18 protein-coding genes are annotated in these 24,145 nt (G+C 73.5%); 4 read left to right on the top strand and 14 right to left on the bottom strand.

The window, feature by feature from the left end; genetic code table 11:
- Positions 1–256: 256 nt before the first annotated feature.
- Positions 257–1,264 (bottom strand): stage II sporulation protein M, encoded by a 1,008-nt coding sequence (locus BGP73_RS18495; protein WP_069816291.1) that lies wholly within the window; start codon positions 1,262–1,264, stop codon positions 257–259.
- Positions 1,265–1,387: 123 nt separating this feature from the next.
- On the opposite strand from BGP73_RS18495, the gene BGP73_RS18490 reads away from it, so the two are divergent.
- Positions 1,388–2,356: an RDD family protein gene (locus BGP73_RS18490; protein WP_069816289.1), complete on the top strand. Its 969-nt coding sequence runs from the start codon at positions 1,388–1,390 to the stop codon at positions 2,354–2,356.
- Here the strand turns inward: BGP73_RS18490 and BGP73_RS18485 are convergent, their stop codons facing one another.
- From BGP73_RS18485 to BGP73_RS18450, 8 genes are all read right to left on the bottom strand, one after another.
- Entirely contained in the window at positions 2,357–3,019 is a 663-nt protein-coding gene (locus BGP73_RS18485; RefSeq protein ID WP_069816288.1) for a hypothetical protein, read from the bottom strand.
- A gap of 67 nt (positions 3,020–3,086) precedes the next feature.
- Positions 3,087–4,544, bottom strand: coding sequence for an adenosylhomocysteinase (gene ahcY, locus BGP73_RS18480; protein WP_069816287.1), 1,458 nt, complete (start codon positions 4,542–4,544; stop codon positions 3,087–3,089).
- A 239-nt stretch (positions 4,545–4,783) separates the two neighbouring features.
- Positions 4,784–5,980 (bottom strand): mannose-6-phosphate isomerase, class I, encoded by a 1,197-nt coding sequence (manA, locus tag BGP73_RS18475; RefSeq protein WP_069816285.1) that lies wholly within the window; start codon positions 5,978–5,980, stop codon positions 4,784–4,786.
- A 95-nt stretch (positions 5,981–6,075) separates the two neighbouring features.
- Complete coding sequence (locus BGP73_RS18470) at positions 6,076–7,233, bottom strand: SIS domain-containing protein (RefSeq protein ID WP_069816352.1); 1,158 nt, start codon at positions 7,231–7,233, stop codon at positions 6,076–6,078.
- A gap of 96 nt (positions 7,234–7,329) precedes the next feature.
- Positions 7,330–7,569, bottom strand: a complete 240-nt coding sequence (locus tag BGP73_RS18465) for a Trm112 family protein (RefSeq protein ID WP_069816283.1) — start codon at positions 7,567–7,569, stop codon at positions 7,330–7,332.
- Between the two features lie 313 nt (positions 7,570–7,882).
- Positions 7,883–9,241 (bottom strand): phosphomannomutase/phosphoglucomutase, encoded by a 1,359-nt coding sequence (locus tag BGP73_RS18460; RefSeq protein WP_069816281.1) that lies wholly within the window; start codon positions 9,239–9,241, stop codon positions 7,883–7,885.
- Between the two features lie 123 nt (positions 9,242–9,364).
- A complete protein-coding gene (locus BGP73_RS18455; protein WP_069816280.1) occupies positions 9,365–10,978 on the bottom strand; it encodes an L-lactate permease in 1,614 nt (537 codons plus the stop codon).
- Between the two features lie 217 nt (positions 10,979–11,195).
- Positions 11,196–11,576, bottom strand: a complete 381-nt coding sequence (locus BGP73_RS18450) for a DUF3499 domain-containing protein (protein ID WP_079127647.1) — start codon at positions 11,574–11,576, stop codon at positions 11,196–11,198.
- Positions 11,577–12,396: 820 nt separating this feature from the next.
- On the opposite strand from BGP73_RS18450, the gene BGP73_RS18445 reads away from it, so the two are divergent.
- On the top strand, positions 12,397–12,864 hold the full coding sequence (locus BGP73_RS18445) for a metallopeptidase family protein (protein WP_079127646.1): 468 nt from the start codon (positions 12,397–12,399) through the stop codon (positions 12,862–12,864).
- Positions 12,865–13,107: 243 nt separating this feature from the next.
- On the opposite strand, the gene BGP73_RS18440 is transcribed toward BGP73_RS18445, so the two are convergent.
- The 3 genes from BGP73_RS18440 to BGP73_RS18430 all read right to left on the bottom strand — a co-directional run bounded on the left by BGP73_RS18440 (position 13,108) and on the right by BGP73_RS18430 (position 18,919).
- Positions 13,108–14,649, bottom strand: a complete 1,542-nt coding sequence (locus tag BGP73_RS18440; RefSeq protein WP_069816277.1) for a DUF5719 family protein — start codon at positions 14,647–14,649, stop codon at positions 13,108–13,110.
- Positions 14,646–18,434 (bottom strand): glycosyltransferase, encoded by a 3,789-nt coding sequence (locus tag BGP73_RS18435; RefSeq protein WP_069816276.1) that lies wholly within the window; start codon positions 18,432–18,434, stop codon positions 14,646–14,648. Before BGP73_RS18435 ends, BGP73_RS18440 begins: the two co-directional genes overlap by 4 nt.
- Before the next feature lie 221 nt (positions 18,435–18,655).
- Positions 18,656–18,919, bottom strand: a complete 264-nt coding sequence (locus BGP73_RS18430) for a WhiB family transcriptional regulator (protein WP_004952403.1) — start codon at positions 18,917–18,919, stop codon at positions 18,656–18,658.
- 550 nt (positions 18,920–19,469) lie between these two features.
- Between BGP73_RS18430 and BGP73_RS18425 the strand changes: the two genes are divergently transcribed.
- Complete coding sequence (locus BGP73_RS18425) at positions 19,470–20,492, top strand: 2-phospho-L-lactate transferase (RefSeq protein ID WP_069816275.1); 1,023 nt, start codon at positions 19,470–19,472, stop codon at positions 20,490–20,492.
- On the top strand, positions 20,489–21,889 hold the full coding sequence (locus BGP73_RS18420) for a coenzyme F420-0:L-glutamate ligase (RefSeq protein ID WP_069816272.1): 1,401 nt from the start codon (positions 20,489–20,491) through the stop codon (positions 21,887–21,889). The genes BGP73_RS18425 and BGP73_RS18420 overlap by 4 nt, the downstream gene beginning before the upstream one ends.
- 82 nt (positions 21,890–21,971) lie before the next feature.
- On the opposite strand, the gene BGP73_RS18415 is transcribed toward BGP73_RS18420, so the two are convergent.
- Both BGP73_RS18415 and BGP73_RS18410 read right to left on the bottom strand, forming a co-directional pair.
- Positions 21,972–22,895 carry a DNA-3-methyladenine glycosylase family protein gene (locus tag BGP73_RS18415; RefSeq protein ID WP_069816270.1) on the bottom strand — a complete coding sequence of 308 codons (924 nt, stop codon included), beginning with the start codon at positions 22,893–22,895 and terminating at the stop codon, positions 21,972–21,974.
- A 109-nt stretch (positions 22,896–23,004) separates the two neighbouring features.
- A complete protein-coding gene (locus BGP73_RS18410) occupies positions 23,005–24,087 on the bottom strand; it encodes a sugar phosphate nucleotidyltransferase (RefSeq protein WP_069816268.1) in 1,083 nt (360 codons plus the stop codon).
- Positions 24,088–24,145: the final 58 nt, after the last annotated feature.

The following is a 24,145-nucleotide window of genomic DNA, read 5'->3' as shown; positions in this document are numbered from 1 at the left end:
CCCTCGACCCGATAACCGGACCGAATTCCATTCCAGAGGCCGTTGGAAAGCCTTTTGCCTTTCGGCGGATTGCTGCCCAGGTGGAAGTCGACCCTATCGGCGGACCTTCCCTGGAAGCGGAGATTATCCTAGGCCACCTTCAGTGAGCTTGTCCAGCTCGTGGCAACCGTTCTAATCTACCGCAACGCCCCACCCGTGTCAACGGCTGGATTGGCGGCAACCGAGACAGTAGCAGCTCGGCACCGTCGAATGCACATCAGGCCGCGACGGGTTGCCGCGCGCCGCGGTCCGCGGCCTCGACATCTCCGATCTCCCCGGCCCGCGCGGCCCGGCGCCCCGGGCCGTAGACGTAGGCCAGGAAAAGCAGCTCGGCCACGATGCCCACCGTGATCCGCGCCCAGGTCGGCAGCCCGGAGGGGGTCACGAAGCCCTCGATGACCCCGCAGACGAAGAGGACCAGGGCCAGCCCGATGGCCATGCCCAGTGCGGCGCGGCCCTCCTCGGCGAGGGCCGCGCGGCGGGGCCGGGGCCCCGGGTCGATCACCGTCCATCCCAGCCGCAGGCCGGTGCCCGCCGCGACGAAGACTGCGGTGAGCTCCAGGAGTCCGTGCGGGAGGATCAGTCCGAGGAAGGTGTCGAGGCGGCCGGCCGAGGACATCAGTCCGATGCCTATCCCCAGGTTGAGCACGTTCTGGAAGAGCACCCAGAGGACCGGGATCCCCAGAAAGATCCCGAGGACCAGGCAGAGCGCCGCCACCTGTGCGTTGTTCGTCCAGACCTGGGCGGCGAAGGCGGTCGCCGCATGGCTGGAGTAGTAGGTCTCGTACTGTCCGCCGGGCCGGGTGAGCCCGCGGAGTTCCTCCGGCGCCGCGATGGTCGGCAGGACCTCGGGATGGGTTCCGATCCACCAGCCGATCGCCGCGGCCAGGAGGGTCGAGACCAGCGCCGTCGTCAGCCACCAGCGGCGCATGCGGTACAGGGCCGCGGGGAAGCCGGCGGCGAGGAACCTCCCGGCGTCCCGCCAGCTCGACTGCCGCGGTGAGGTGAGGGCACCCCGGGCACGGGCCACGAGCTGCGTCAGGCGCCCCAGCAGTTGGGGGTCGGGCGCGGTCGACCGGACCTGGGAGAGGTGTGTGGCGGCCCGCTGGTAGAGAACGACCAGTTCGTCGGCCTCCGCCCCGGTCAGCCGGCGCCGGCGTCGCGACAGCGCCTCCAGGCGCGCCCACTCGGCTTGGTGGGCGGAGAGGAAGACGTCCAGGTCCATCGGGGGCTGCTCCTCGCTGGCATCGGCGTGTCGCGCGACATGGCCGTGCGGTCGACCCCCAGCTTGGCAGACCGCCCGCGGGGCTCGGCAGACTGGAGTCAGGCAACGGGAGGGGCGGCGGGCATGAGCGGACTGGTCACCGGAGACGCGGTGGTGCTGGAGCTGGGGGTGGCGAGGCTGCCCAGCCGGGCGCTGGCGGTGCTGATCGACCTGCTGGTGACGGTCTCCATCTATCTGGCCGGCACCGTGCTGTTGGTCTCCGCCACCTCCTCGCTGGACGAGGCGGCGCGTGCCGCCGTCTCGGTGGCGGCCCTCGTCCTGCTGCTGGTGGGCCTGCCGATCGCGGTTGAGACGCTGTCGCACGGGCGCTCCCTGGGCAAGGCCATCTGCGGTCTGCGGGTGGTGCGGGACGACGGCGGGCCGATCCGGTTCCGGCATGCGCTGGTGCGCGGGGCCGTGGCCTTCGTCGAGATCCTGCTGACCTTCGGGGTGATCGCCATGACCGCTTCGCTGGTCTCCGCCCGGGGACGGCGGCTGGGAGATGTGTTCGCGGGGACGCTGGTCGTCCGCGAGCGGGTCCCGACCATGCGGCGGTCCGCTCTGCCGGCGCCGCCCGACTGGCTGGCGGAGGAGCTGCGGGCGCTGGACCTGTCCTCGGTGCCGGACGGCCTGTGGCTCGCCGTCCGGCAGTACACGACCCGGGCCCGGCAGCTCGATCCGCAGGTGAGCCATGCGATGGCGGAGCGGCTGGCGCTGGATCTGTCGGCCTGTACGGGCGTGGCGGTGCCACCCGGCGTCCCGCCCGCCGGTTATCTCGCCGGGGTGGTGGCCGAGCGGCAGGCCCGGGAGGCTCAGCGGGCTTTCGGCTCCGCCGCACCGGCTCCGGCCGCCGGGCGGGAGCGCTCGGAGCAGCCCCAGCCCCCGCCGCCCGCGGGGCCGACCGCCGCGGCGCCCGGGGCCGGCGGAGGGACGCCCTGGGGCCCCGGGTTCACGGTCGACGAGGCGGCCGGGCGGGCGGCGACGTCCCCCGCGGGCCGGTCGCCGGAGGGCCCGGCGGGGCCGGCCGCGACCGGGTTCGCGCCGCCGGCCTGATCACCGGGGGTCGTCGCCGTCCGCGGCCGGCCCCTCCTCGGAGCCCGTCTCGGTGAGTGTGGAGGGCGGGGATTCCAGCTCCTCCAACTCCACTCCGGGGGCGGCGAGCACCACGTCCCCGGAGAGGTGGACCGATCCGGACTCACCGGTGCTCAGATCGGTGACCCGGTATTCGCGAACGATCAGCGGCCCGCTGTCGGTGGGGTGTGATCGGCTGTTCAGCAGGGTCCAGTCCTGGTCGACGGTGCGGGGCGCCAGGACGGGCTCGGTGAAAGCCACCAGTCGAATCCGGCCGGAGGGGGCCGAGGGGGTGAGGCCCAGCAGCCGTGCGGTGGTGACGAGGAACGCCGGGGAGTTGCCGCTGAAGGCCGGTGCGTGTGCGTTGCCCTCCCTGGCGTGCATGCCCCCGGCGTCGGTGCGGACCCAGGTGACGCCGTTCAGCGCGGCGCCCCGCACCTGCCAGCCGCGGGCCTGGAGCTCCAGCCGGATCGGGCGCCAGAGCCGGTCGACGGTGAGGTCGACGGCGCCGTACGGATCGCCGGAGGCTGTGGACAACTGGGCGGAGTAGCGCCATCCGGAGGGGCCGGGGGCGCACTGGAACCGCTCCTCGGCGAGGCGGGTGCGGTCGTGCGGGTCGTGCAGCGAGTAGCGGCCGCGGGGCATCGGGGTTCCTTGACGGGGCAGGCCCCCGCCTGCTCGGCGGGGGCCTGGTTCCGGCTGCTGGGTGCGGTCAGTAGCGGTAGTGGTCGGGCTTGTACGGTCCTTCGACCTTGACCCCGATGTAGGCGGCCTGCTCGGGGCGGAGGGCCGTGAGCTTGACCCCGAGCGCGTCGAGGTGGAGCCGGGCGACCTTCTCGTCGAGCTGCTTGGGGAGCACGTACACGCCGATCGGGTAGGACTCCGGCTTGGTGAAGAGCTCGATCTGGGCCAGGGTCTGGTCCGCGAAGGAGTTGGACATCACGAAGGACGGGTGTCCGGTGGCGTTGCCGAGGTTCAGCAGCCGGCCCTCGGAGAGCACGATGAGGACCTTGCCGTCGGCGAAGGTCCAGGTGTGCACCTGGGGCTTGACCTCGTCGCGGACGATGCCCGGGATCTTCGCCAGGCCGGCCATGTCGATCTCGTTGTCGAAGTGGCCGATGTTCCCGACGATGGCCTGGTGCTTCATCCTGGCCATGTCGGAGGCCATGATGACGTCCTTGTTGCCGGTCGTGGTGACGAAGATGTCGGCGGTTTCGACGACCTCGTCGAGGGTGGTGACCTGGTAGCCGTCCATCGCGGCCTGGAGCGCGCAGATCGGGTCGATCTCGGTGACGACGACCCGGGCGCCCTGGCCGCGCAGCGACTCGGCGCAGCCCTTGCCGACGTCGCCGTAGCCGCAGACCACGGCGACCTTGCCGCCGATCAGCACGTCGGTGGCGCGGTTGATGCCGTCGATGAGCGAGTGGCGGCATCCGTACTTGTTGTCGAACTTCGACTTGGTGACGGCGTCGTTGACGTTGATCGCCGGGAAGAGCAGGGTGCCGGCCTGCTGCATCTCGTAGAGGCGGTGCACCCCGGTGGTGGTCTCCTCGGTGACACCGCGGATCTCGGAGGCCAGTTGGGTCCACTTCTGCGGGTTCTCGCTGACCGTGCGGCCCAGCAGGGTGAGGATCTCGCGGTACTCGTCGTTGTCGGCCGTCGACGGGTCCGGAACGGCACCGGCCTTCTCGAACTCGACCCCCTTGTGGACCAGGAGGGTGGCGTCACCGCCGTCGTCAAGGATCATGTTGGGGCCGCCGGTGGCGGCGTCCGGCCAGGTCAGCGCCTGCTCGGTGCACCACCAGTACTCGGCGAGGGTCTCGCCCTTCCAGGCGAAGACCGGCACGCCCCGCGGGTTCTCCGGGGTGCCGTTCGGACCGACGGCGATCGCGGCCGCGGCGTGGTCCTGGGTGGAGAAGATGTTGCAGGAGGCCCAGCGGACCCGGGCCCCGAGGGCGACCAGGGTCTCGATCAGCACGGCGGTCTGCACCGTCATGTGCAGCGATCCGGTGATCCGGGCCCCGGCGAGCGGCTGGCTGGCGGCGTACTCCTCGCGGATCGCCATCAGCCCCGGCATCTCGTGCTCGGCGAGGGTGATCTCCTTGCGGCCAAAGTCAGCCAGGGAGAGGTCGGCTACCTTGAAGTCCTGGCCGCCTGCGGCGTTCGTCATTCGGCTGCTCCTCGTGGTCGGGCGAAGTGGTACGGCTGAGACGGCGGTGGACACAGGTGTCCCCCGCGCAGCGCAGTCCGTCGGATCCCTCTCTCCCTCGGCCGGTCCGCGCTGGCGGCCGGCCGACCGCCATCAGCAGCGACGTCTGTCCGCTGACGAATCTACCTCGAACCGCCCTTCGGTCCCAGGGCGCACCTCCGTGCCCGTGCGGGTGGCCGCGCGGCCTCCCCCGGTCCGGGTCACAGCGGTACGGTCGCGCGGAAGACCGTGCCGTCGCCGGAGAGTTCGACCCGTTCGGCGGCCGCGAGGTAGGCCGTCTCACCGCGTCCGAGACGCAGTTCGGCGCCGTCCGCGGCGCGCAGCAGGGCGCTGCCGGAGGTGCAGAGCAGGATCTGCGGGGCACCTGCCGCCAGCGGGCGGGGCTGCGCTCCTTCGGGCAGTACGTAGCGGGAGAGCCGGAACTCCTCGGCCGGTGTCTCGTAGGCCTCCTCGCCATCGACGGCTTCGGGTCGCAGTACGGCCGGAACGGTCGACTCGAAGCGGGTGACGCGCAGGAGTTCGGGGACGTCGACGTGCTTGGGGGTCAGTCCGCAGCGGAGCACGTTGTCGGAGTTGGCCATGATCTCGACGCCCAGGCCGTCGAGGTAGGCGTGCGGGACCCCGGCGTCGAGGAAGAGCGCCTCGCCGGGTTGCAGCCGCACGTGGTTGAGGAGCATGGCCGCGATGACGCCGGGGTCGCCCGGGTAGTGGCGGGCGATGGCGGCGTAGGCGGCGTACGAGGTCTGGTGCGGGCCGCTCCGCTCGGCGAGCCGTGTGGTCGCCTCGGCGGCGAGCCGCACCGACTCGGCCATGGCGGCCGGCTCGGCGGTCAGCAGTGCGGTGAGCACCTCGCGGAGCGCGGCGTCCTCGGGGCCGGCGTGCAGGATGTCGACGTACGGCACCAGGGAGTCCACTTCCAGCCCCGCGAGGATTTCGGCGGCTTCGGGTGCGGGGCGGAAGCCGCAGAGGCCGTCGAACCGGCTGAGGGCGCAGATGAGCTCCGGCTTGTGGTTGGAGTCCTTGTAGTTGCGGTGCGGCGCTCCGGCCGGGACGCCTCCGGCCTCCTCGGCCTGGAAGCCCTCGGCCGCCTGGGTGAGGTCGGGGTGCACCTGCAGGGAGAGCGGTGAGGCGGCGGCCAGCACCTTGAGCAGGAAGGGCAGCCGTGGTCCGAAGCGCTCGGCGGTGGCGCCGCCGAGTTCCCCGGCGGGGTCGGTCGCGATGACTTCGGAGAGCGGGACCGGGCCGGTACCGCGGTCGACGACGGAGGGTGCGCCGGGGTGGGCGCCCATCCAGAGCTCCGCCTGCGGTTCACCGCTCGGCTCGGTGCCCAGCAGTTGCGGGATGGCGGTGGTGGAGCCCCAGGCGTAGGGGCGCACGGTGTTGCTGAGGCGGTCCATGGGTACGGCTCCCTGACTGTGTCACTGGCTTGGCGCGCCGGTTCGGTGCCTGCCCGGGCCCGGCCGGGCGGGTCGCCCGGGTCCGGCCCGGCGCACTACGGCGCTACGGAGGCGAGTCGGAGGTAGCTGGCGGCGAAGTCGGCCGTCCCGATGAGTTCGGCGGCGGACTCCAGCGGCCCGTTCTCGGCCGGTCTCATCTCGCTGACGGGGACGTGGTGGGCGTGGGCGAGTTCCCGGGCCGCGGGGATCGCGGAGTCCGAGACCGTCGTCCCGTCGCGGAGGAGCACAGCGCGGGCCCGGGGCACGGCGGAGTCCTCGACGCGGTCCCGGAAGAAGTCGTCCTCGCCGGCTCCGGCGGCGAACGGTCCGGAGAGCAGGCCCCCGTGGGCCGTCAGCGCGCCGGGCAGTTCGGCGCAGAGCGCGGAGCGGCCGGACACCGCGGCCAGCCGGCGGGCGAAGTGGCGGCCCGCGACGGCGGCCGTCGGGCCTTCCGTCCAGATCAGCGGCATCGCTTCGGCCAGCTCAGCCGCCAGGGACTTGGCGGGGTTGGAGTAGGTGGGGACGGCCGGGCCGCACCGCTCGGCGACGCTGTCGAGGCGGTCGGCGAGCCCTTGGACGGCGGTGGTAGAGGCCGGGTGGAGGCCGATGCGGTCGAGGAGGATCAGCAGCGGGGTGAGCAGCGCCCACATGGTCCCGGGGGGTTCGGCTCCGGGATCCGACGCCGGTTCGGCCCACGGCTGCGGCTCGGGCCGGTCGTGGGGCGGGGGCGCCAGCGGTATGGCCAGCCCTCGGCTGGCACCGATCTCCTGGGCGAGTTCGGAGCGGGGCGGGGCCACCGCGACCACCGTGCAACCGCGCCGGTAGGCGTGTTCCGCCAGTGCCGTCAGCCCTGGTTCGGCACCCCCGGCGGTGACCAGCAGGAGCAGGTCGAGCGGGCCCACCCATCCCGGGAGCGTCCAGCGGAGGGCGCTGGGGGCGGGTTGCGGGCCGGTCGGCGGGATCAGGCTGACCATCGCGGCGCCGCCGGCGAGCGCGGCCAGCAGATCGCTGATGCAGCCGGTGGACGGGCCGGGGCCGGCGACGAGCACGGCCCGGGGCCGGCCGTCGGGCTTGAGGTCCGCGAGCCCCGCCTCGGTGGCGTCGCGGGCCGCGGTACGGACCCGGGCGCCGGACTCCGCCGCACCGCGCAGCAGTCCGCCGGCGTCGGCGCGGGCGAGCGCTTCCGGGCTCTCGAGCAGCGAGTCGTCGAGCATCGTGGTGGAGCCTCCGATCACCTGGGCGGTTCCTCGCCCGCGTTGGTCCGCCCCGGCGGCCCGCCTGGGGCTGCGGCGCGCCGGCGCCGCGACTGCTCAGGCGGGGCGGCGGGCCTCGTCGACGAGGAGCACTGGAATGCCGTCCCGGACGGGGTAGGCCAGTCCGCAGCCGTCGCCGGTGCACACCAGCTCGGTGCGGCGCCCGCCCTCGGGGCCCTCCTCGCCGTGCTCCGCTCGGTCGCCGCCCTCCCGCCCGGCGCCCGACCCCTCCTCCCGGAGCGGCGCGTGGCACGCCGGGCAGGCGAGGATCTCCAGGAGACCGGCTTCAAGCGGCATGGGGTGTCCCTTCGGGGGCGGAACTCTCCTGCGTCGGGGAGAGGTGTTCGGTTCGGCTCGGGGCCCCGGTGGCCCCCGGCGGATCGGCGCACGGCGTCGGACGCGGTGCCTCGCGGAGCGGTGGGCACCCGACCGCGACGGGTTCGGGTGCTACGGCCCACGCGGTGAGGCCCCGTGGCTCTCGTCGTGTGCCCGCCGGGATCACTGGGCGGTCCTCAGCGTACCGCTGGACGGCCGCGCCCTGCCGGTACGCCTCCGGCCGGGCGGACCCGGGCCCGCGGCGCTCCCCCGGTTCGGCGGTGCCCGGTGCGGATCAGCCGCGCACGATGGCCAGGACCTCGTCCCTGACCCGCTCGACCACCGGCTGCTCGCGGGCCTCCACGTTGAGGCGGAGCAGCGGCTCGGTGTTGGAGGGACGCAGGTTGAACCACCAGTCGGCGGTGGTGACGGTCAGGCCGTCGAGCTCGTCGAGTTCGGTCTCCGGGCGGTCTGCGTAGGCGGCCCGCACCGCCGCCATGCGGCCCGGCTGGTCGTCGACGGTGCTGTTGATCTCCCCGGAACCGGCGTACCGGTCGTACTCGGCGACGAGCTGGGAGAGCGGCCGGTCCTGCCCGCCGAGGGCGGCGAGCACGTGCAGGGCGGCGAGCATGCCGGTGTCGGCGTTCCAGAAGTCCCGGAAGTAGTAGTGCGCGGAGTGCTCACCGCCGAAGATCGCGCCGGTGCGCGCCATCTCCGCCTTGATGAAGGAGTGGCCGACCCGGGTGCGGACGGGGTCGCCGCCCTGTTCTCGGACCACCTCCGGCACGGACCAGGAGGTGATGCAGTTGTGGATGACCGTCCCCCCGCCGTGCTTGGCCAGCTCCCGGGCGGCGACCAGGGCGGTGACCGCCGAGGGGGAGACCGGCTCGCCGCGCTCGTCCACCACGAAGCACCGGTCCGCGTCGCCGTCGAAGGCGAGGCCGACGTCCGCGCCGGTCTCCCGCACCTTGGCCTGGAGGTCGACGATGTTGGCCGGGTCGAGCGGGTTGGCCTCGTGGTTGGGGAAGGTGCCGTCCAGCTCGAAGTACATCGGCACCAGCTCGATCGGCAGCGGGTCGAAGACCGTCGGCACCGTGTGTCCGGCCATGCCGTTGCCGGCGTCCACCACGACCTTGAGCGGGCGGACGGCGGTGAGGTCGACGAGCGACCTGAGGTGGGCCCCGTAGTCGGCCAGCACGTCCTGCGAGCCGATCCGGCCCGGGGTGTCGACCGGCTCCGGGGCTCCGGTCTCCATCCAGTCCTCGACCAGCGACCGGATCTCGCCCAGTCCGCTCTCCTGGCCGACCGGGGAGGCGCCGGCCCGGCACATCTTGATGCCGTTGTACCGCGCGGGGTTGTGGCTGGCGGTGAACATCGCCCCGGGGCGGTCGAGCCAGCCGCTGGCGAAGTACAGCTCGTCGGTGGAGCAGAGCCCGATCTCGGTGACCGCCACCCCCTGGGCGGCGGCGCCGCGGCCGAAGGCCCGGGAGAGTCCCGGGGAGGAAGACCGCATGTCGTGGCCGACGACCGCCTCGCTCGCCCCGGTGACCCGGGCGAAGGCCGCGCCGAAGAGCTCGGCCAGTCCCTCGTCCCACTGGCTTGGAACCTCACCGCGGACGTCGTACGCCTTCACGATCTGCGACAGATCAGCCACAGCCAACCTCTCCTGGAGTCCGGTGTTCGGATCCAAGCTACCTTCCGGGCGGGGAATCGACCGGACACCACGGCACCCCGCCCGCTCCCGCTTGGACCGGACGGGGTGTCACCGGGCCTGGGGTCAGGGGAGCATGACGGCGAGGAAGGTGCTCTGGGCGACGACGATCAGGCACATCATCATCAGCAGCAGCAGGCTCCACGGCAGCACCTTGCGCAGCAGGTCGCCCTCCCGGCCCTTGAGCCCCACCGCTACACAGGCGATGGTGAGGTTCTGGGGTGAGATCATCTTGCCGAGGACCCCGCCCGAGCTGTTGGCGGCGGCGAGCAGTTCGGGGGAGAGCCCGGATTGGTGGGCCGCGGTCACCTGCAGGGCGCCGAAGAGGGCGTTGGCTGAGGTGTCGGAGCCGGAGACGGCGACTCCGAACCAGCCGAGCACCGGGGAGAAGAAGGCGAGCCCCGCGCCGGCCGCGGCGACGGCGTGGCCGATGACGGCGGCCTGTCCGGAGAGGTTCATCACATAGGCGAGGGCGAGCACCGAGGTCACGGTGAGGATCGCGAACCGCAGTTCGTGGACCGTGGCTCCCCACTCCGAGAGCGCGGTGCGCAGCCGGACACGGAGGATCACCGCGGTGCCGATCCCGGCGAAGAGCACCAGGGTTCCGCCGGTGGCGACCAGCGGCAGTGAGAAGACGTTGCCGGAGACGGGTTCGCCCTCCGGGCCGGCCACGTCGAGCAGCGGCCACCGGAGGCTCTGGGTGGCTTTCTCCAGCAGTTCCTTGACCGGGCCTATCTGGGCTATCGAGAAGATCGCGACGATCAGCGCGTACGGGGCGTAGGCCCGCAGCACCTCCGGTCGGGCGTCCTCGCGGTCCAGGTCGTCGCTGCGGGCCCCGGTGAGGACGGCCGCCCGCACCGCCTCGTCGGCTGGCTTGCGGGCACTGGGCAGGGCCACCAGCGCGCCGGCGCCGACGAGCGCCGCGGCGATGTCGGCGAGCTGGGCGGAGACGAAGTTGGAGGCGACGAACTGGGCGGCGGCGAAGGCCACCCCGCAGACCACCGCGGGCAGCCAGGTCTCCCGCAGCCCGCGGCGGCCGTCGACGAGCATCACCAGCAGCAGCGGCACGACCAGGGCGAGCAGCGGGGTCTGCCGTCCGACGACGGAGGCCACCGAGTCCAGCGGCAGCCCGGTGACCTGTGCGAGCGTCACCACGGGTGTGCCCATGGCGCCGAAGGCCACGGGGGCGGTGTTGGCGACGAGGGCGACGACGGCGGCGCGTACCGGGTCGAAGCCGAGGGCGACGAGCATCACGGCGCTGATGGCCACGGGCGCCCCGAAGCCGGCGAGCGCCTCCAGCAGTGCGCCGAAGCAGAAGGCGATGACCAGGCCCTGGATGCGGGGGTCGTCGGAGAGCCGGCCGAAGGAGCGGCGGAGTACGTCGAAGTGTCGGGTGCGGACGGTCATCCGGTAGACCCAGAGCGCGTTGATGACGATCCACATGATCGGGAAGAGGCCGAAGAGGGCGCCCTGCACCCCGCTGGAGAGCGTCTGGTCCAGCGGCATCCCGTAGGGGATCCAGGCGACGAGGACCGCCGCCGCGAGACCGATCAGCCCGGCGTAGTGGGCTCTCATCCGGACGACGCCGAGCAGGACCATCACGGTGAGCAGAGGTACCACCGCGACCAGGGCGGAGAGTGTCTGCGAATCGGCTACGGGCTGCAGTTGCTGGGTGAACACGCGGGCCTCCCGACATGGTTGACACCCGGGGGGTTCCGCAAAGTGGAAAGACATCTCCCGGGAGTGGAAGGCATGGTCGTGTCCACAACAAGACGAGTCAATGACTCGGACAGCTTTCGCACCTGACGAACGGGATTCGGGGAGGGACGTACCCGCGGAAGGGGGTCGCCTCCGGCACGAACCGCCGCGGGCCGCCCGGCCCCCGGCGGCGCGCGGCTCAGGACTCCGGCGAGCGCAGCACCCGGAGATGGCCCCGGCGGGCGGTCTCCATGGGGTCGGTCTCCCGGCCGGCGCGGCCGGGGCCCTCCGCGGTGCGCTGCTGGGGGCGGGCCGCCTCCCGAACGGCGTTGGCGAGCGCCTCCAGGTCGTCACTGTTGTGCCGCGCCGGACCGGTGTCGACGGCGAGGCGGACGACCTCCCAGCCGCGCGGCGCGGTCAGGCGCTCGGAGTGCTCGGCGCAGAGGTCGTAGCAGTGCGGTTCGGCGTAGGTGGCGAGCGGCCCCAGAACCGCGGTCGAGTCCGCGTAGACGTACGTGAGTGTCGCGATGGCGGGACGGCCACACGCGGTGCGCGAACATCGACGTACAGGGCTCACGATGTTGGACGGTACCGCACTCCTGAGCGGGCCGCGACGACTCCCCTGATGCTCACCCGCACCGTGTCGCCCGGTCCGCCCGTTAGTTACTGATTCGGGATCAGCTCAGAGGACGACCGCGGAGGCGCCGCGGAGAGTCTTCCGGGCGCACCGCGCTTCGTCGTACCGGACGGAGCGGTTGGGCCGCCGGAGCGCATATACCGGGAGCAAGCGGCCGGTCCGGTGGTTCGGTGTACACGCCTTCCGCGGTGGAGCGGACTTGCGCCGGCCGAGGCCGGGTTCCCGGCGGCGGACCCGCCCGCACACCCGGGGCCACTCATCGCCGGGGCTGATCCGCGACCGAGGGAATCAGCCAACAGAATGTCCGAAACCGCGGGCCGCCGGCCCACCCCCGAGGCGGGTAAGCGGCTCGGGGGCCCCTCGGGCCATGCTGGGCGGCTCCGCCCTGGGGGAGCTGCCTCGGGTTAGGCTCGGGGGTCGTCGATCACCCCCTTCGTGAGCCGAGGGGGCCGACGGCCCGCGCCGCGGGTATACCGTTTCCGCCACCGACCGGCCTGTCCCGGAGGATGTCGTTGAGGCACTGTGTCAGCGCCACCGGCAGCGGTCGGCCGACCTCGCGGCGGCCCCTCCGACAGACGGCGCGGTCGGCACCGCGGCGCGGCGTTCCGGAACGGACCGGTCCGCCGCCGGCCCCGACCGGCCGGGCGACCGGCTCGCCGCTTCCCGCCGCCCCGCCGCGCGAAAGTCCCCGCCCTGCCCGGGGCGGGGGCCGTCCTCACCGCCCCGGTCCCCGGACCGGGGCGCCTCCGGCCAGGGAGCCATTTTGAACAGCCCCGGACCGCCCCAGCCCTCCGGCCCACGACCGCGCCGACGCGACCGTCACGGTCGCGGAGTGCGCGGACCGATCGCTCCCCCGCAGGTGCCGCTCGCGATCAGCCGCGCGGAGTCCTTCGAGGACCTGGTGCGGGACTCCCTGGAGCGACTGGAACCGCGTTGGCCGCAGCTGGCCGACATCGGCTTCACCGTGCGGGAGGTGCCCCTCGACGAGGGGCGGCCGGACGCTCTCTCCGACGGCTGGGCACATGACGACTCCGTGGTGCCGCTCGGCGGGTTGACGACGGCCCGCGCCGGCGAGCCTCCCCGGATCATGGTCTTCCGACGGCCGGTGGAGATGCGGGCGAGAAGTCGGGACGAGCGGGCCCTGCTGGTGCACGAGGTCGTGGTCGAGCAGGTCGCCGAACTCCTGGGGCTCTCCCCCGAGTCCATCGACCCCAAGTACGGAGAGGACTAAGGGTTGTCCCGTAGTCCCCGGTGGATCAGCGCACGGCGTCAGATGCGGTGCATCGCAAGGCGGAGGGACGCCCCGGTACTGGGCGTATCGGGATGTTCCGACGACGCGGCGAGGTGCCGCAGCTGTCGTCGTGCGCCCGCCAGGGATTACGGGACAAATCTCATGCCCTCGCGTTCGGCTCTCCGCGGCGTCGCGGCCTCCGGCCCTGACGTGGAAGGGCCTGGGCGCGCAGAGCCCGACCGGTCAGCTGGTCAGCAACGACAGGTCCTGCCTCGTTCCGGGCACCACGACGCTTCCGCGGTCGTCCGGGAGGGTCTGGACGGTGAACATCGGAATGCCGCCTTCGGGGAGTTCCAGCATCCGCGCCGCGTACACGGGACCGCCGGAGACCCGCTCCACACTCAGCGCGTAGGCGCCCTTGCCCTCGGTCGGGGGTGAGGGCTGAACCTCGAGCGTGGTACCGGCCTTCACGGTGTAGGTCTTCTCCGTTGGCTCGCCGCCCTTCGACCCGGCCGAGCTGACGACCTTCACCTTCGCGGTCTTCTCCGGCGCCACCAGGGAGAGGCTGGTGCCCTTGGCCCGGTTGTCGGCGACGCTGGCGTGCCGCTCGATCGCCGAGGTAGCCGGGATGAACGCCATCTCCTGACTGGCGCCCTCACCCCGGGTGACCCGCAGCGCGGCGACGAAAGGCGCCGGCCGGCCCTCGTCGGACGGGCTCAACAGCAGCGAGCCGGCCTCCCCCTTGGTGACGTCGGCCAGGTCGACCGCCGCCGTCATGCCCCGCTTCAGATGCAGGGTCTCGTGGCCCGCCGGGGTGAGCTTGCCGGTCCGCCCTGCGAGTTGGAGTCGCAGGTCGGCGTCCCGGTCACCGGTGGCCATGGCGACGAGCCGCACGGAGGTGGCGTCGGCCGGGATGCCGGGCAGGACGGCACTGCCTGCGGGCTCTCCCGCGGCCGGCAGCCAGTCGCCGCCGAGCTTGTCGTCCGAGGCCTGCACCGAGGCCCCCACCCGGCCGGCGCGGGCGACGGCGTGCACGGTGATGTTGGTGGTCGGCTTGGCGGTCAGCGTGGAGAGCAGCACGGAGACCGACGAGCCCGGCGGCACGGTGATGCCCTCGCCGGTCGGCGCGGTGACCCGCCCTTCCTTGTCGTGGAGTTCGAGGTCGACCACGGCGGCGTTGTCGTCGGGGTTGGTGAGCTGGACGTAGTCCTGTCGGCCTTCGGCGGTGCTCACCCCCGGGAACCAGAAGTCGGTGTCGGCCGCGGAACAGGACACGCCCAGTACGCCGCGGTTGGGGCCGGCCGATATCACCGTGGTCTGCTGGACCGTCCAACCGGGGGCGAACGCCCCGTCCGCGCTGCCGATGAGGGCCGGGGCGTCGGAGTTGCTCGCGCTCGCCACCACGGGCTGGCCGGTCTTCTTCAGCGGAGCGACGGGCTTGGCCTCGCCCTTGGGCTTCTTGGCCTTCTTCCCCTTGCCGGCCTTCTCGCCCTCGTCCCCTTCGGCACGGTCGGCCGAGTGGTTCTCGGCCGGCAGCAGTTCCGCGCGGTCGCTGCCCTGCGCGCCGGCCGACCCCGCGGGGGTGAAGGAGGTGTAAACCGTCTCGGCCAGCTCCGAATCGGAGGGCACCGGGCACAGCAGCGAGGACCGCTGGACGGGCAGCCGCTCGGCGGCGGCCGGGCCGCTCTTCCCGTCGTCGTCCGGAGTGCCGAACACCGAGGCCGCACCGGTGACGGCGGCCAGCGCCGCCACGGCGCCGATCAGGGACATGGTGGTGCGGTTCACTGGTCGCTCCCGTCGCGGCGGGTCCCGGGCTCGCCGCCGGTCCCGTACGTGCTGTCGCCCGGCTGGGCGGGGTAGCCGCCCTCGGCGTAGGGGTCGTAGGGCAGTCCTCCGTAGTAGGGATCGGCGTACTGCCCGCCGCCGTACCCGCCGGCCCCGTACGGGTCGGAGTGGTAGCCGCCCTCCTGGACCGGGTACTGGCCGTCCTGGTACGGCTGCCCGCCGACCTCCTGGTAAGGCTGGTAGGGCTGCTGGTAGCCGGTGTCGTAGGGCTGTGCGCCGGTCCAGTCCTGGTGGGGCTGCTGGTAGCCGCCCGGATAGCCCTCGGCGGGGAACTGCTGCTGCTCGGCCGGGCCCGGCGCGCCCGGGACCTCCTCGGCGGGGCCGACATGCGCCTCCGACGCCTCCTGGGCGACCGGCGCTTCCGGACCGACGGCCCCGTCCGCCGGCGCTTCGGCGGGGTGGGCCGCCTCACCCGCGCCGTCGTTCCGGGCGGCCTCGGCCTCCGCAGCGGCGCGCAACCGGCGGGCACGCCGCCCTTCGCCCTCCACCGGCTGGGCGGGCACCGCGGCGACCGCCTCCGGCAGATCGTCGTCGACCTCCCGGCGCCTGCCGGGCAGGGCCAGCACCAGCACCACCAGGGCGAGCAGCCCCTGGCCCCAGAGCCAGAGGGTGTGCGTGAACGGCGCCTGGTACGTCACGTCGAGCCGTCCGCCGCCCGCGGGAAGGGCGAAGCCCTGCGCCCAGCCGTCGACCGTGGTGGCGGTCAGCGGTTTCCCGTCCAGGGTGGCCTGCCAGCCGGGGTCGGCCTGGTCCGCGAGGCGCAGCACCCTGCCCTCGGGTCCATCCGGCACCTCGGTGTGCACCTCCACCGGGCCGGCGGCTACCGCCACCGGCTCCTCGGTCGTACCGCTCTTCTCCTCGGGCGGGACGACGGTCACCCGCGAGACGCGCCGGTCCAGTCGCCACAGCGCGCTGCCGTCCTCCTGGCTGAGCCGGGTCAGCCCCGGGGTGCTGTCCAGCACCCTGCCCATCTCCCGCGGGGCGTCCTCCCGGAGGAGGACGTAGCGCACCGCGAAACCACCGAGTTGGCGGCTCTGGTCGGCCCCGGAGCCGGCGACCAGGTTGGCCACCACGCCGTCGAGCCGGTTGCCGCCGTGGGCGGCGGCGGCCACGTCGGCGTCGCCGAGCCGCGCCCCCGAGCCGCGGACCAGCATGTAGGCGATCTCGTCCATCGAGTCGCCGCCGAGCACCAGGGTGCGCGGCTGGTCGCGGGTGCCGCTCTCCTCCGCGACGAAGGCCGGTACCTGGACCGGGTCCCGTCGGGAGATCGGCCCGTCCGCACCGCGCACCATCCAGCCGGCGGCTGCCACCACCGGGGCCACGGCGGCGGCGAGGGCGATGAGGCCGGCGACGGGCTGCCGCCAGCCGAAGTCCTGGGCGGTGACCCGCTCCCGCACGTTCTCCGCGCCGACCGCCGCGGCGGTGAGCAGGGCGAGACCGTAGACGAGGGTGGCCGGGCCCGCCCAGGCGGAACCGTTGGAGACCGCCGCGAACAGCAGTCCGACGAGCGCCACCGCCCAGGCGGCGCGGACGGTCTGCTGCCGCTCCTCGCGCAGCAGGGCCGCCAGCGCGGCGGCCAGCAGGCCGACGAACAGCAGCCCCCCGGTGGTCTTGGGGCCGCCGGGGCTGAGGGTGAGCAGGTCGAGGGCGGAGGCGCTGCCGACCCCGAACTCCACTCCGACCTCGCGGAGGAAGGCGCCCGGCGAACCGAGCAGCGAGAGCGACCAGGGGGCGAGGACGAGCATGGGCGTCAGGACCACCGCGGCCAGCCGCGGCAGATACCCCGCCAGTCCAGCGCCGCGCCGGAGGTGGATGCCGGTCACGGCCAGACCGAGCAGTACCGCCATCGGCCAGACGATCGGGGTGAAGGCCGTGCTGAAGGTCACCAGCAGGGTGAAGGCCCACACCGCGCGCCAGCTTGACCGAGCGCCGCTCTCCGCCAGGGAGAGGCCGCTCGCGGCGACACCGGCACGGGCCAGCAGCGGCAGCAGGATGGCCAGCACCGCCGTGCCGAGCCGGCCGCCGGCCAGCGCCCCGGTGACGGCCGGCAGGAATGCGTAGGCGACGCTCGCCCAGGCCCTGAGCAGCCGTGAGTCGACCAGCGGGCGGGCGGCGAAGTAGGCGGTGAAGCCGGCCAGCGGCACGGAGCAGACGAGCAGCAGGGTGGCTGCCAGCCCGGTGCTGCCGAGTAGCGCACTGGCCAGCGTCGCGACGGCGGCCAGGTACGGGGGCGTCGGGTCGGTGCCTCCCACGCCCACCGGCTGCCACGCCGAGGTGTAGCTCGACCACAGCTCGCCGAGCCCTTCGGGCGCGGGCAGCAGGGCGCCCCCGGCCAGCGCGCCGGAGCCGAACAGCCCCCGGCAGGCGACCACCGAGACCACCAGCAGCACCAGGAAGAGCACCGGGCCGGGGTTGCGCGCCACCCGCTTCAGCCGGGCGAACTGCTCGACCTCCGGGAAGTCGTCGTCGACGCCGGGACCGGACTCGACCGCGCCGTGGCGTCCGCTGGAGGCCAGTTCGGGCTCGGAGCGCCCGCTGAAGTTGCCCACCACCTGTTCCAGGGTGGCCCGCACGGTGGCGCCGGGGGGCGGGAAGAGCGGCCGCAGCTCGCTCGCCTCCGTCACCGGTCGGCCCCGTCGGCGGCGGGCGGCCAGGATCCTGCCGGGCCGCAGCAGCACCCCGAAGAGTCCGGACACTTCGTCCAGGGCCTGACCGGGCACCTTGCCCACGAGGTAGGCGAGGGTGCGCAGCAGGGTTCCCAGGACGAGCCGCAGGAGCACGTACAGCGCCACCGGTCCGCGGGTGTTGACCAGCATGGTGTAGACCGCACCGGCCTTGTCGACGCGGTGCGGGCTGGCCGCGAAACGGCCGGCGCAGTCGATCGGCCGGCGTTCGCGGGCGGCCGCCTCGGCGTGCCGGAAGACCGCGCCGGGGGCGATGAGCACCTGGTGTCCGGCGGACTGCGCCCGCCAGCACAGGTCGACGTCGTCACGCATGAGCGGCAGCCGTCGGTCGAAGCCGCCGAGCTCCTCCCACACGTCCCGCCGGATCAGCATGCCGGCGCTGGAGACCGAGAGCACCGGGCGTACCTGGTCGTGTTGGCCCTGGTCCTGTTCGCGGCGGTCGAGGCCGGTCCAGCGACGGCCGCTGTGGGCGATGGTGACGCCGGCTTCGAGGAGTTGCCTGCGGTCGTACCAGCCGCGCAGTTTGGGTCCGACGATCCCGGTCGAGGGGCTGGAGTCGGCCACCCGGAGCAGCTCGGTGAGCGCGTCGGGTTCGGGTGCGCAGTCGTCGTGGAGCAGCCAGAGCCACTGGACGGGTTCGCCGTGCGGCAGCTCCGGCAAGTCGTATATGTCGTCCCGCCACGTGCGGGTGGCGGGGTCCCAGCCACTGGGCCGCTTCAGGTAGGGCAGCTGATCCGGCGTCAGCACCTCGGTGTTCTGGACCGCCTCGTCGACAGCCGTGCCGAAGCTGGAGCGGCGGGCGAGGTGGAGCACCCGGTCCGGCCCGAAGGCCTCGGCCAGCAGGGCGGCGGAGTCGTCGGCGCTGCCGGTGTCGGCGGCGATCACGTTCTGGACCGGGCGTTCCTGGGCCAGCAGGCCGGAGATCGCCTCGGGCAGCCAGCGGGCGCCGTCGTGGGAGACCAGCACGGCGGTGACGACGTGCCGTGGGAATTCAGGAGTGGCTGCGTTGTACTGGGCAGCCGCGTGACTGTGCACGGACATCGAGGTGCGGGCCCCGGTTCACTGGACTGCGGTGGACGCGCACGCCCCGCGGGGGCGGCGGCACGTCTCGGACGGGCTCCCACACTATCGGCTCCGCGGCGACCTCTTGCCGGCCACGTCCGCCGCGGGCCAGTCCGGCGCTCCGGGAACCCGGCTCCCGGCCTCCCCGGCCAGCCGGCGCCCCCTACGACCCGGCGCGCGACAACGAGCGCACCGAGCCGTCAGACCGCGGCCTTCTTCAACCTCCGCCGCTCACGCTCGGACAGACCGCCCCAGATACCGAACCGCTCGTCGTTGGCGAGGGCGTACTCGAGGCACTCGGAGCGCACTTCGCAGGCGAGGCAGACCTTCTTCGCCTCTCGGGTGGAACCGCCCTTCTCGGGGAAGAACGACTCGGGATCGGTCTGCGCGCACAGCGCCCGCTCCTGCCACCCGAGCTCCTCGTCCGCCTCCTCGACCAGCAGTTGCTGGAACAGCTCGGTCATGTACGCCCCTCGTCTGTCTTCGCGTCCCCGTGATCTCGTCGTTACCGATGGCGGCCGAACGACACGAGTGAAATTACAAGTGCGCCGATCCGGGCCAGTCAAGCCGAGATCTGCTATTAGGCCCCTTATTCACTCTGCGGAACCAAGCCCAGACGGAAAGTGTTGATATCGCCAGAAACCATGACACAACAACTCCATCAACCGATGATGCGGCTCGCAGAGGGAGGGACGCGCCCGCGACTCGAACCACCTGAGTCCGCACACCGCCGGATGGCTGATCACGACCAGATCACAGAAGCGCAACAGCCACTCACCGCCGGACTGCTGCGCCACCTGTCCGCCCGGCGCGCGGCACAAACCTTTCACCACGCCCCATGACCGGATGGAGTGAAACCTTCACTCCAAAGCACCCATCCGTTCGCAAAGTGAAGACCGCACGGGGCTGACGGCCCGCCAGCCGGCCGGTCAGGACGTGCCGGAGCGGCACGCCCGGGGGTGGTTCGGCCCACGGCCCGCCCGGCCGGCAGCACCGGGCTGACAGACTGGCCCCATGCGCATTGTGGTTCTGGCCGGCGGTATCGGCGGCGCCCGTTTCCTCCGCGGCCTACGAGCGGCCGCCCCGGACGCCGACATCACCGTGATCGGCAACACCGGCGACGACATCCATCTCTTCGGGCTCAAGGTCTGCCCCGACCTGGACACCGTGATGTACACCCTGGGCGGCGGGATCCACGAGGAGCAGGGTTGGGGCCGGGCCGACGAGTCCTTCACCGTGCGGGAGGAGTTGAAGGCCTACGGCGTCGGCCCCGAGTGGTTCGGGCTCGGTGACCGGGACTTCGCCACGCACATCGTCCGCACCCAGATGATGGCCGCCGGCTATCCACTGAGCGCCGTCACCGAGGCGCTCTGCGCCCGCTGGCAGCCCGGCGTGCGGCTGCTGCCCATGACCGACGACCGGGTCGAGACCCATGTGCTCATCAGTGCCCCGGAAGACCAGGACGGCCCGGCGGCAGAGCCGGACGGCTCCGGCGGCCCGGCGGCGTCGGATGGTGCGCCCCGGCGCAGGGCGGTGCACTTCCAGGAGTACTGGGTACGGCTACGCGCCTCGGTGCCCGCGCACGCCGTGGTGCCGGTCGGCGCCGACCAGGCCAAACCGGCTCCCGGGGTACTGGAGGCCATCTCGGGGGCCGATGTGGTGCTCTTCCCGCCCTCCAACCCGGTGGTCAGCATCGGCACCATCCTCGCCGTCCCGGGCATCAGGGAGGCGATCGCGGACGCCGGCGTACCGGTTGTCGGCCTCTCCCCCATCGTCGGCGGGGCACCGGTGCGCGGCATGGCCGACAAGGTGCTCGCGGCCGTCGGCGTGGAGGCCACCGCCGCCGCCGTCGCCCGGCACTACGGCTCCGGTCTGCTGGACGGCTGGCTGGTCGACACGGTCGACGTCGACGCGGTCCCGGAGGTCGAGGCGGCGGGAATCCGCTGCCAGGCGGTGCCGCTGATGATGCGCGACGTCGACGCGACCGAGCGGATGGCCGCCGCGGCGCTCGCCCTCGCCGAGGAGGTGCGCGTATGAACGCCGAAGCCGCCGCGACCTCGGACACGGCACCCTCGGACACCGCGCCCTCGGACACCGCGCCCTCGTACACCGTGTGGGCGCTGCCGGGCATCCCGGAGGTCCGTCCCGGCGACGACCTCGCCAAGCTGATCGCGGGGGCCGCCGGCGCCGCCGGCGCACCGGGCCTGGCCCAGGGCGACGTGCTGCTGGTGACCTCGAAGATCGTCAGCAAGGCGGAGGGCCGACTCCTGCGGGCCACCGACCGGGAGGCGGCCATAGACGCCGAGACCGTCCGGGTGGTGGCCCGCCGCGGGCCGACCCGGATCGTCGAGACCCGGCACGGCTTCGTGATGGCCGCCGCTGGGGTCGACGCCTCCAACACCGAACCGGGCACCGTGCTGTTGTTGCCCGAGGACCCGGACGCCTCCGCGCGGGCGCTCCGGCTCCGGCTGCGGGAACTGCTCGGGGTGGAGGTCGGCGTCGTCGTCACCGACACCTTCGGCCGGCCCTGGCGCAACGGCCTCACCGATGTGGCCGTCGGCGCCTCCGGTGTGCGGGTCCTCGACGACCTGCGCGGCGGCAGCGACCCGCACGGCAACCCGCTCAGCGCCACGGTGGTCGCCACCGCCGACGAACTCGCCGCCGCCGGCGACCTCGTGAAGGGCAAGACCGACGGGCTCCCGGTCGCCGTGTTGCGCGGTCTGCCGCGGGTCGTCGACCCGGCGGCGGATCGCACCGCCGGCGCGGACGGGGACGACTCCGGCGCCCGGGCTCTGGTGCGCTCCGCGGTGGACGACATGTTCCGGTTGGGTACCTCTGAGGCGGTGCGGGAGGCGGTGACGCTCCGCCGCACGGTACGGGAGTTCACCGAGCAACCGGTGGACGGCGACGCGGTGCGGCGCGCGGTGGCCCTGGCCGTGACGGCCCCCGCCCCGCACCACACCGCCCCCTGGCGGTTCGTGCTGCTGGAGTCGGAGGGGGCCAGGCTGCGACTGCTGGACGCCATGCGGGACGCCTGGGTCGCCGATCTGCGCGGTGACGGTTTCTCCGAGGAGCGGATCGCCCGCCGGATCCGCCGGGGCGATGTGCTGCGGAAGGCCCCCTACCTCGTGGTGCCGTGTCTGGTCGCCGACGGCGCGCACCGATATCCCGACGCGCGGCGGGCCGCCGCGGAACGGGAGATGTTCGTGGTCGCCGCCGGGGCCGGGGTGCAGAACCTCCTGGTGGGCCTGGCCGGGGAGGGGCTCGCCTCGGCGTGGGTGTCCTCGACGATGTTCTGCCGGGAAGTCGTGCGGGAGGTGCTCGAACTGCCCGCCGACTGGGACCCGATGGGCGCGGTCGCGGTCGGGTACCCCGCCGCTCCGCCCCGGCCGCGCCCGGCACGGACCGCCGAGGCCTTCGTCGAGGTGCGCTGAGCGCCGGGCGGCTCCCACCGCCCGGGTGGGCGGGCGGTGGCGCGCCCCCTGGGCGCACGGCGTCGGGTTCGCGGGACAGCCCTCAGATGGTGCTGATGTCCTTCGGCGCGAAGCGGGGTGCGCGCCGCGGCGGGATCCGGCCGGACAGCATGATCAGCCGGCAGGCCCGGTGGCGCTGGCCCTCGTAGGGGCTGAGCAGTTCGAGCATCCGGGCATCGTCGGCACCGCGGAGCCCGGTGAGGGCGTAGCCGACGATGCGCGGCAGGTGGAGGTCGCCGACGGTCACCGCGTCGGCGGCTCCGTTGCTGCGTTGCAGCACCTCGGCGGCGGTCCAGGGGCCGATCCCCGGGATCAGGCGGAGCCGCCGGGAGGCCTCCGCCAGTTCCATCCCGGTGGCCTCCTCCAGGCGGCGGGCGACCTGCGCGGCGCGCACGATGGTCTGCGAGCGCTTGCTGTCGACGCCGGCCCGGTGCCATTCCCAGGAGGGGATCACGGCCCAGCCGCGGGCCGTCGGCATGACCCGCATCGGCTCCGGTCCGGGGGCCGGTTCACCGTGCCGTTGCAGCAGTCGGCGCCAGGACCGGTAGGCCTCGTCGCTGGTCACCTTCTGCTCCAGGACCGACGGGATCAGCGACTCCAGCACCAGCCCGGTACGGGTGAGCCGCAGGCCGGGATGGCGGCGGTGCGCCTCGTGGAGCAGCCGGTGGCGCGGGGTGAAGGCGGCGGGGTCGTCGTCGGCGCCCAGCAGAGCCGGAAGCCGCTCCAGCAGCCATTCCGCGCCCGGCCCCCAGGCTTCGGCCACGACCTGTCCGGCGCCGGAGGCCACGCGCAGGGTCCCGGGCCCCTCGGGGGTTCGGCTGGCCCGCCAGACCGAGCCGTCGGCCGTGACCCGGAACGCCGGGTCTCCGGGGCCGCGGCGCAGCGGGCGGAGGGTCAGCCCGAGATCGAGCGGCCAGGGCGGCGTCCAGCGGCGGACGCGCGCCGCGGCGGCGGTGTGCTGGGTCACGGGGCGGCTCTCACGACGGCGAACGACTCTCCCTGAACTCACCGGGCGCTTCCGGCCCGGGCCCCGTGCGATACGGCGGATCGTCCTCCCGCTCCTTCGGGGGCTCTCCTCAACGGTCGGAGGAGAAGCGCACCGCTCCGGCGGGGATCCGCGCACCGCACCATACCCGGGCGCCGTGCCGCAGCTCGTTGTCGGCGCCCACCTGCGCCCCGTCCCCGATGACCGAGCCCTCCACGGTGGTCCGTTCGCCGACACCGGCTCCCTCGCCGATGATCGAGTCCCGGATCCGCGCCCCCGCGGCCACCACCGCGCCGTCCAGCACGGCGCTGCCCTCGACGCGGGCTCCCGGGCCGACGCTGGCGCCGGCCCCGATGACGGTGCCGCCGCTCAGCTTGGCGTCCTCGGCGACCCGTGCTCCGGGGAGCAGCAGCCGTTCACCGCAGCGGCCGGGTACGGCCGGCGAGGGCGCCCGGCCCAGGACCAGGTCGGCCGAGCCGCGGACGAAGGCCTCCGGGGTGCCGAGGTCGAGCCAGTAGGTGGAGTCGACCATGCCGTGCAGATGGGCGCCGGCGGCCAGCAGGCCGGGGAAGGTCTCGCGCTCCACCGAGACGGGGCGGCCCGCGGGGATGGCGTCGATGACGGAGCGGGTGAAGACGTAGGCGCCGGCGTTGATCTGGTCGGTGACGATCTCCTGCGGCGTCTGCGGTTTCTCCAGGAACGCGGTGACCCGGCCGTCAGCGTCGGTGGGCACCAGCCCGTAGGCGCGGGGGTCGTCGACCCGGCTGAGGTGGAGGGAGACGTCGGCGCCGGAGGCTTCGTGACCGGCTAGCAGGGCACGGATGTCCAGACCGGTGAGGATGTCGCCGTTGAAGACGAGGACGGGTTCGTCCGGTGCCGACCTCAGCCGTGCCGCGGCGTTCCGGATCGCGCCGCCGGTGCCGAGCGGCTCCTTCTCGGTGACGTACTCCAGTTGCAGGCCGAGGGCCGACCCGTCACCCAGATACGGCTCGAAGACCTCCGCGAGGTAGGAGGTGGCGAGCACGATCCGCTCGACGCCGGCAGCGCGGGCGCGTCCCAGTTGGTGGCAGAGGAAGGGGACGCCCGCGGCGGGGACCATGGGCTTGGGCGTGTACACGGTCAGCGGTCGCAGCCGAGTGCCCTCACCCCCGACCAGGAGGATCGCTTCAGTCACTTGTCGCTCTCTGCTTCCTGCCAGGGTCGGGCGTCCTCCGCGCCGGGGCCGGAGGAAG

Source organism: Streptomyces sp. TP-A0874 (assembly GCF_001748085.1).
Taxonomy (GTDB): domain Bacteria; phylum Actinomycetota; class Actinomycetes; order Streptomycetales; family Streptomycetaceae; genus Streptomyces.
This window is presented reverse-complemented; position numbering and strand designations above follow the sequence as displayed.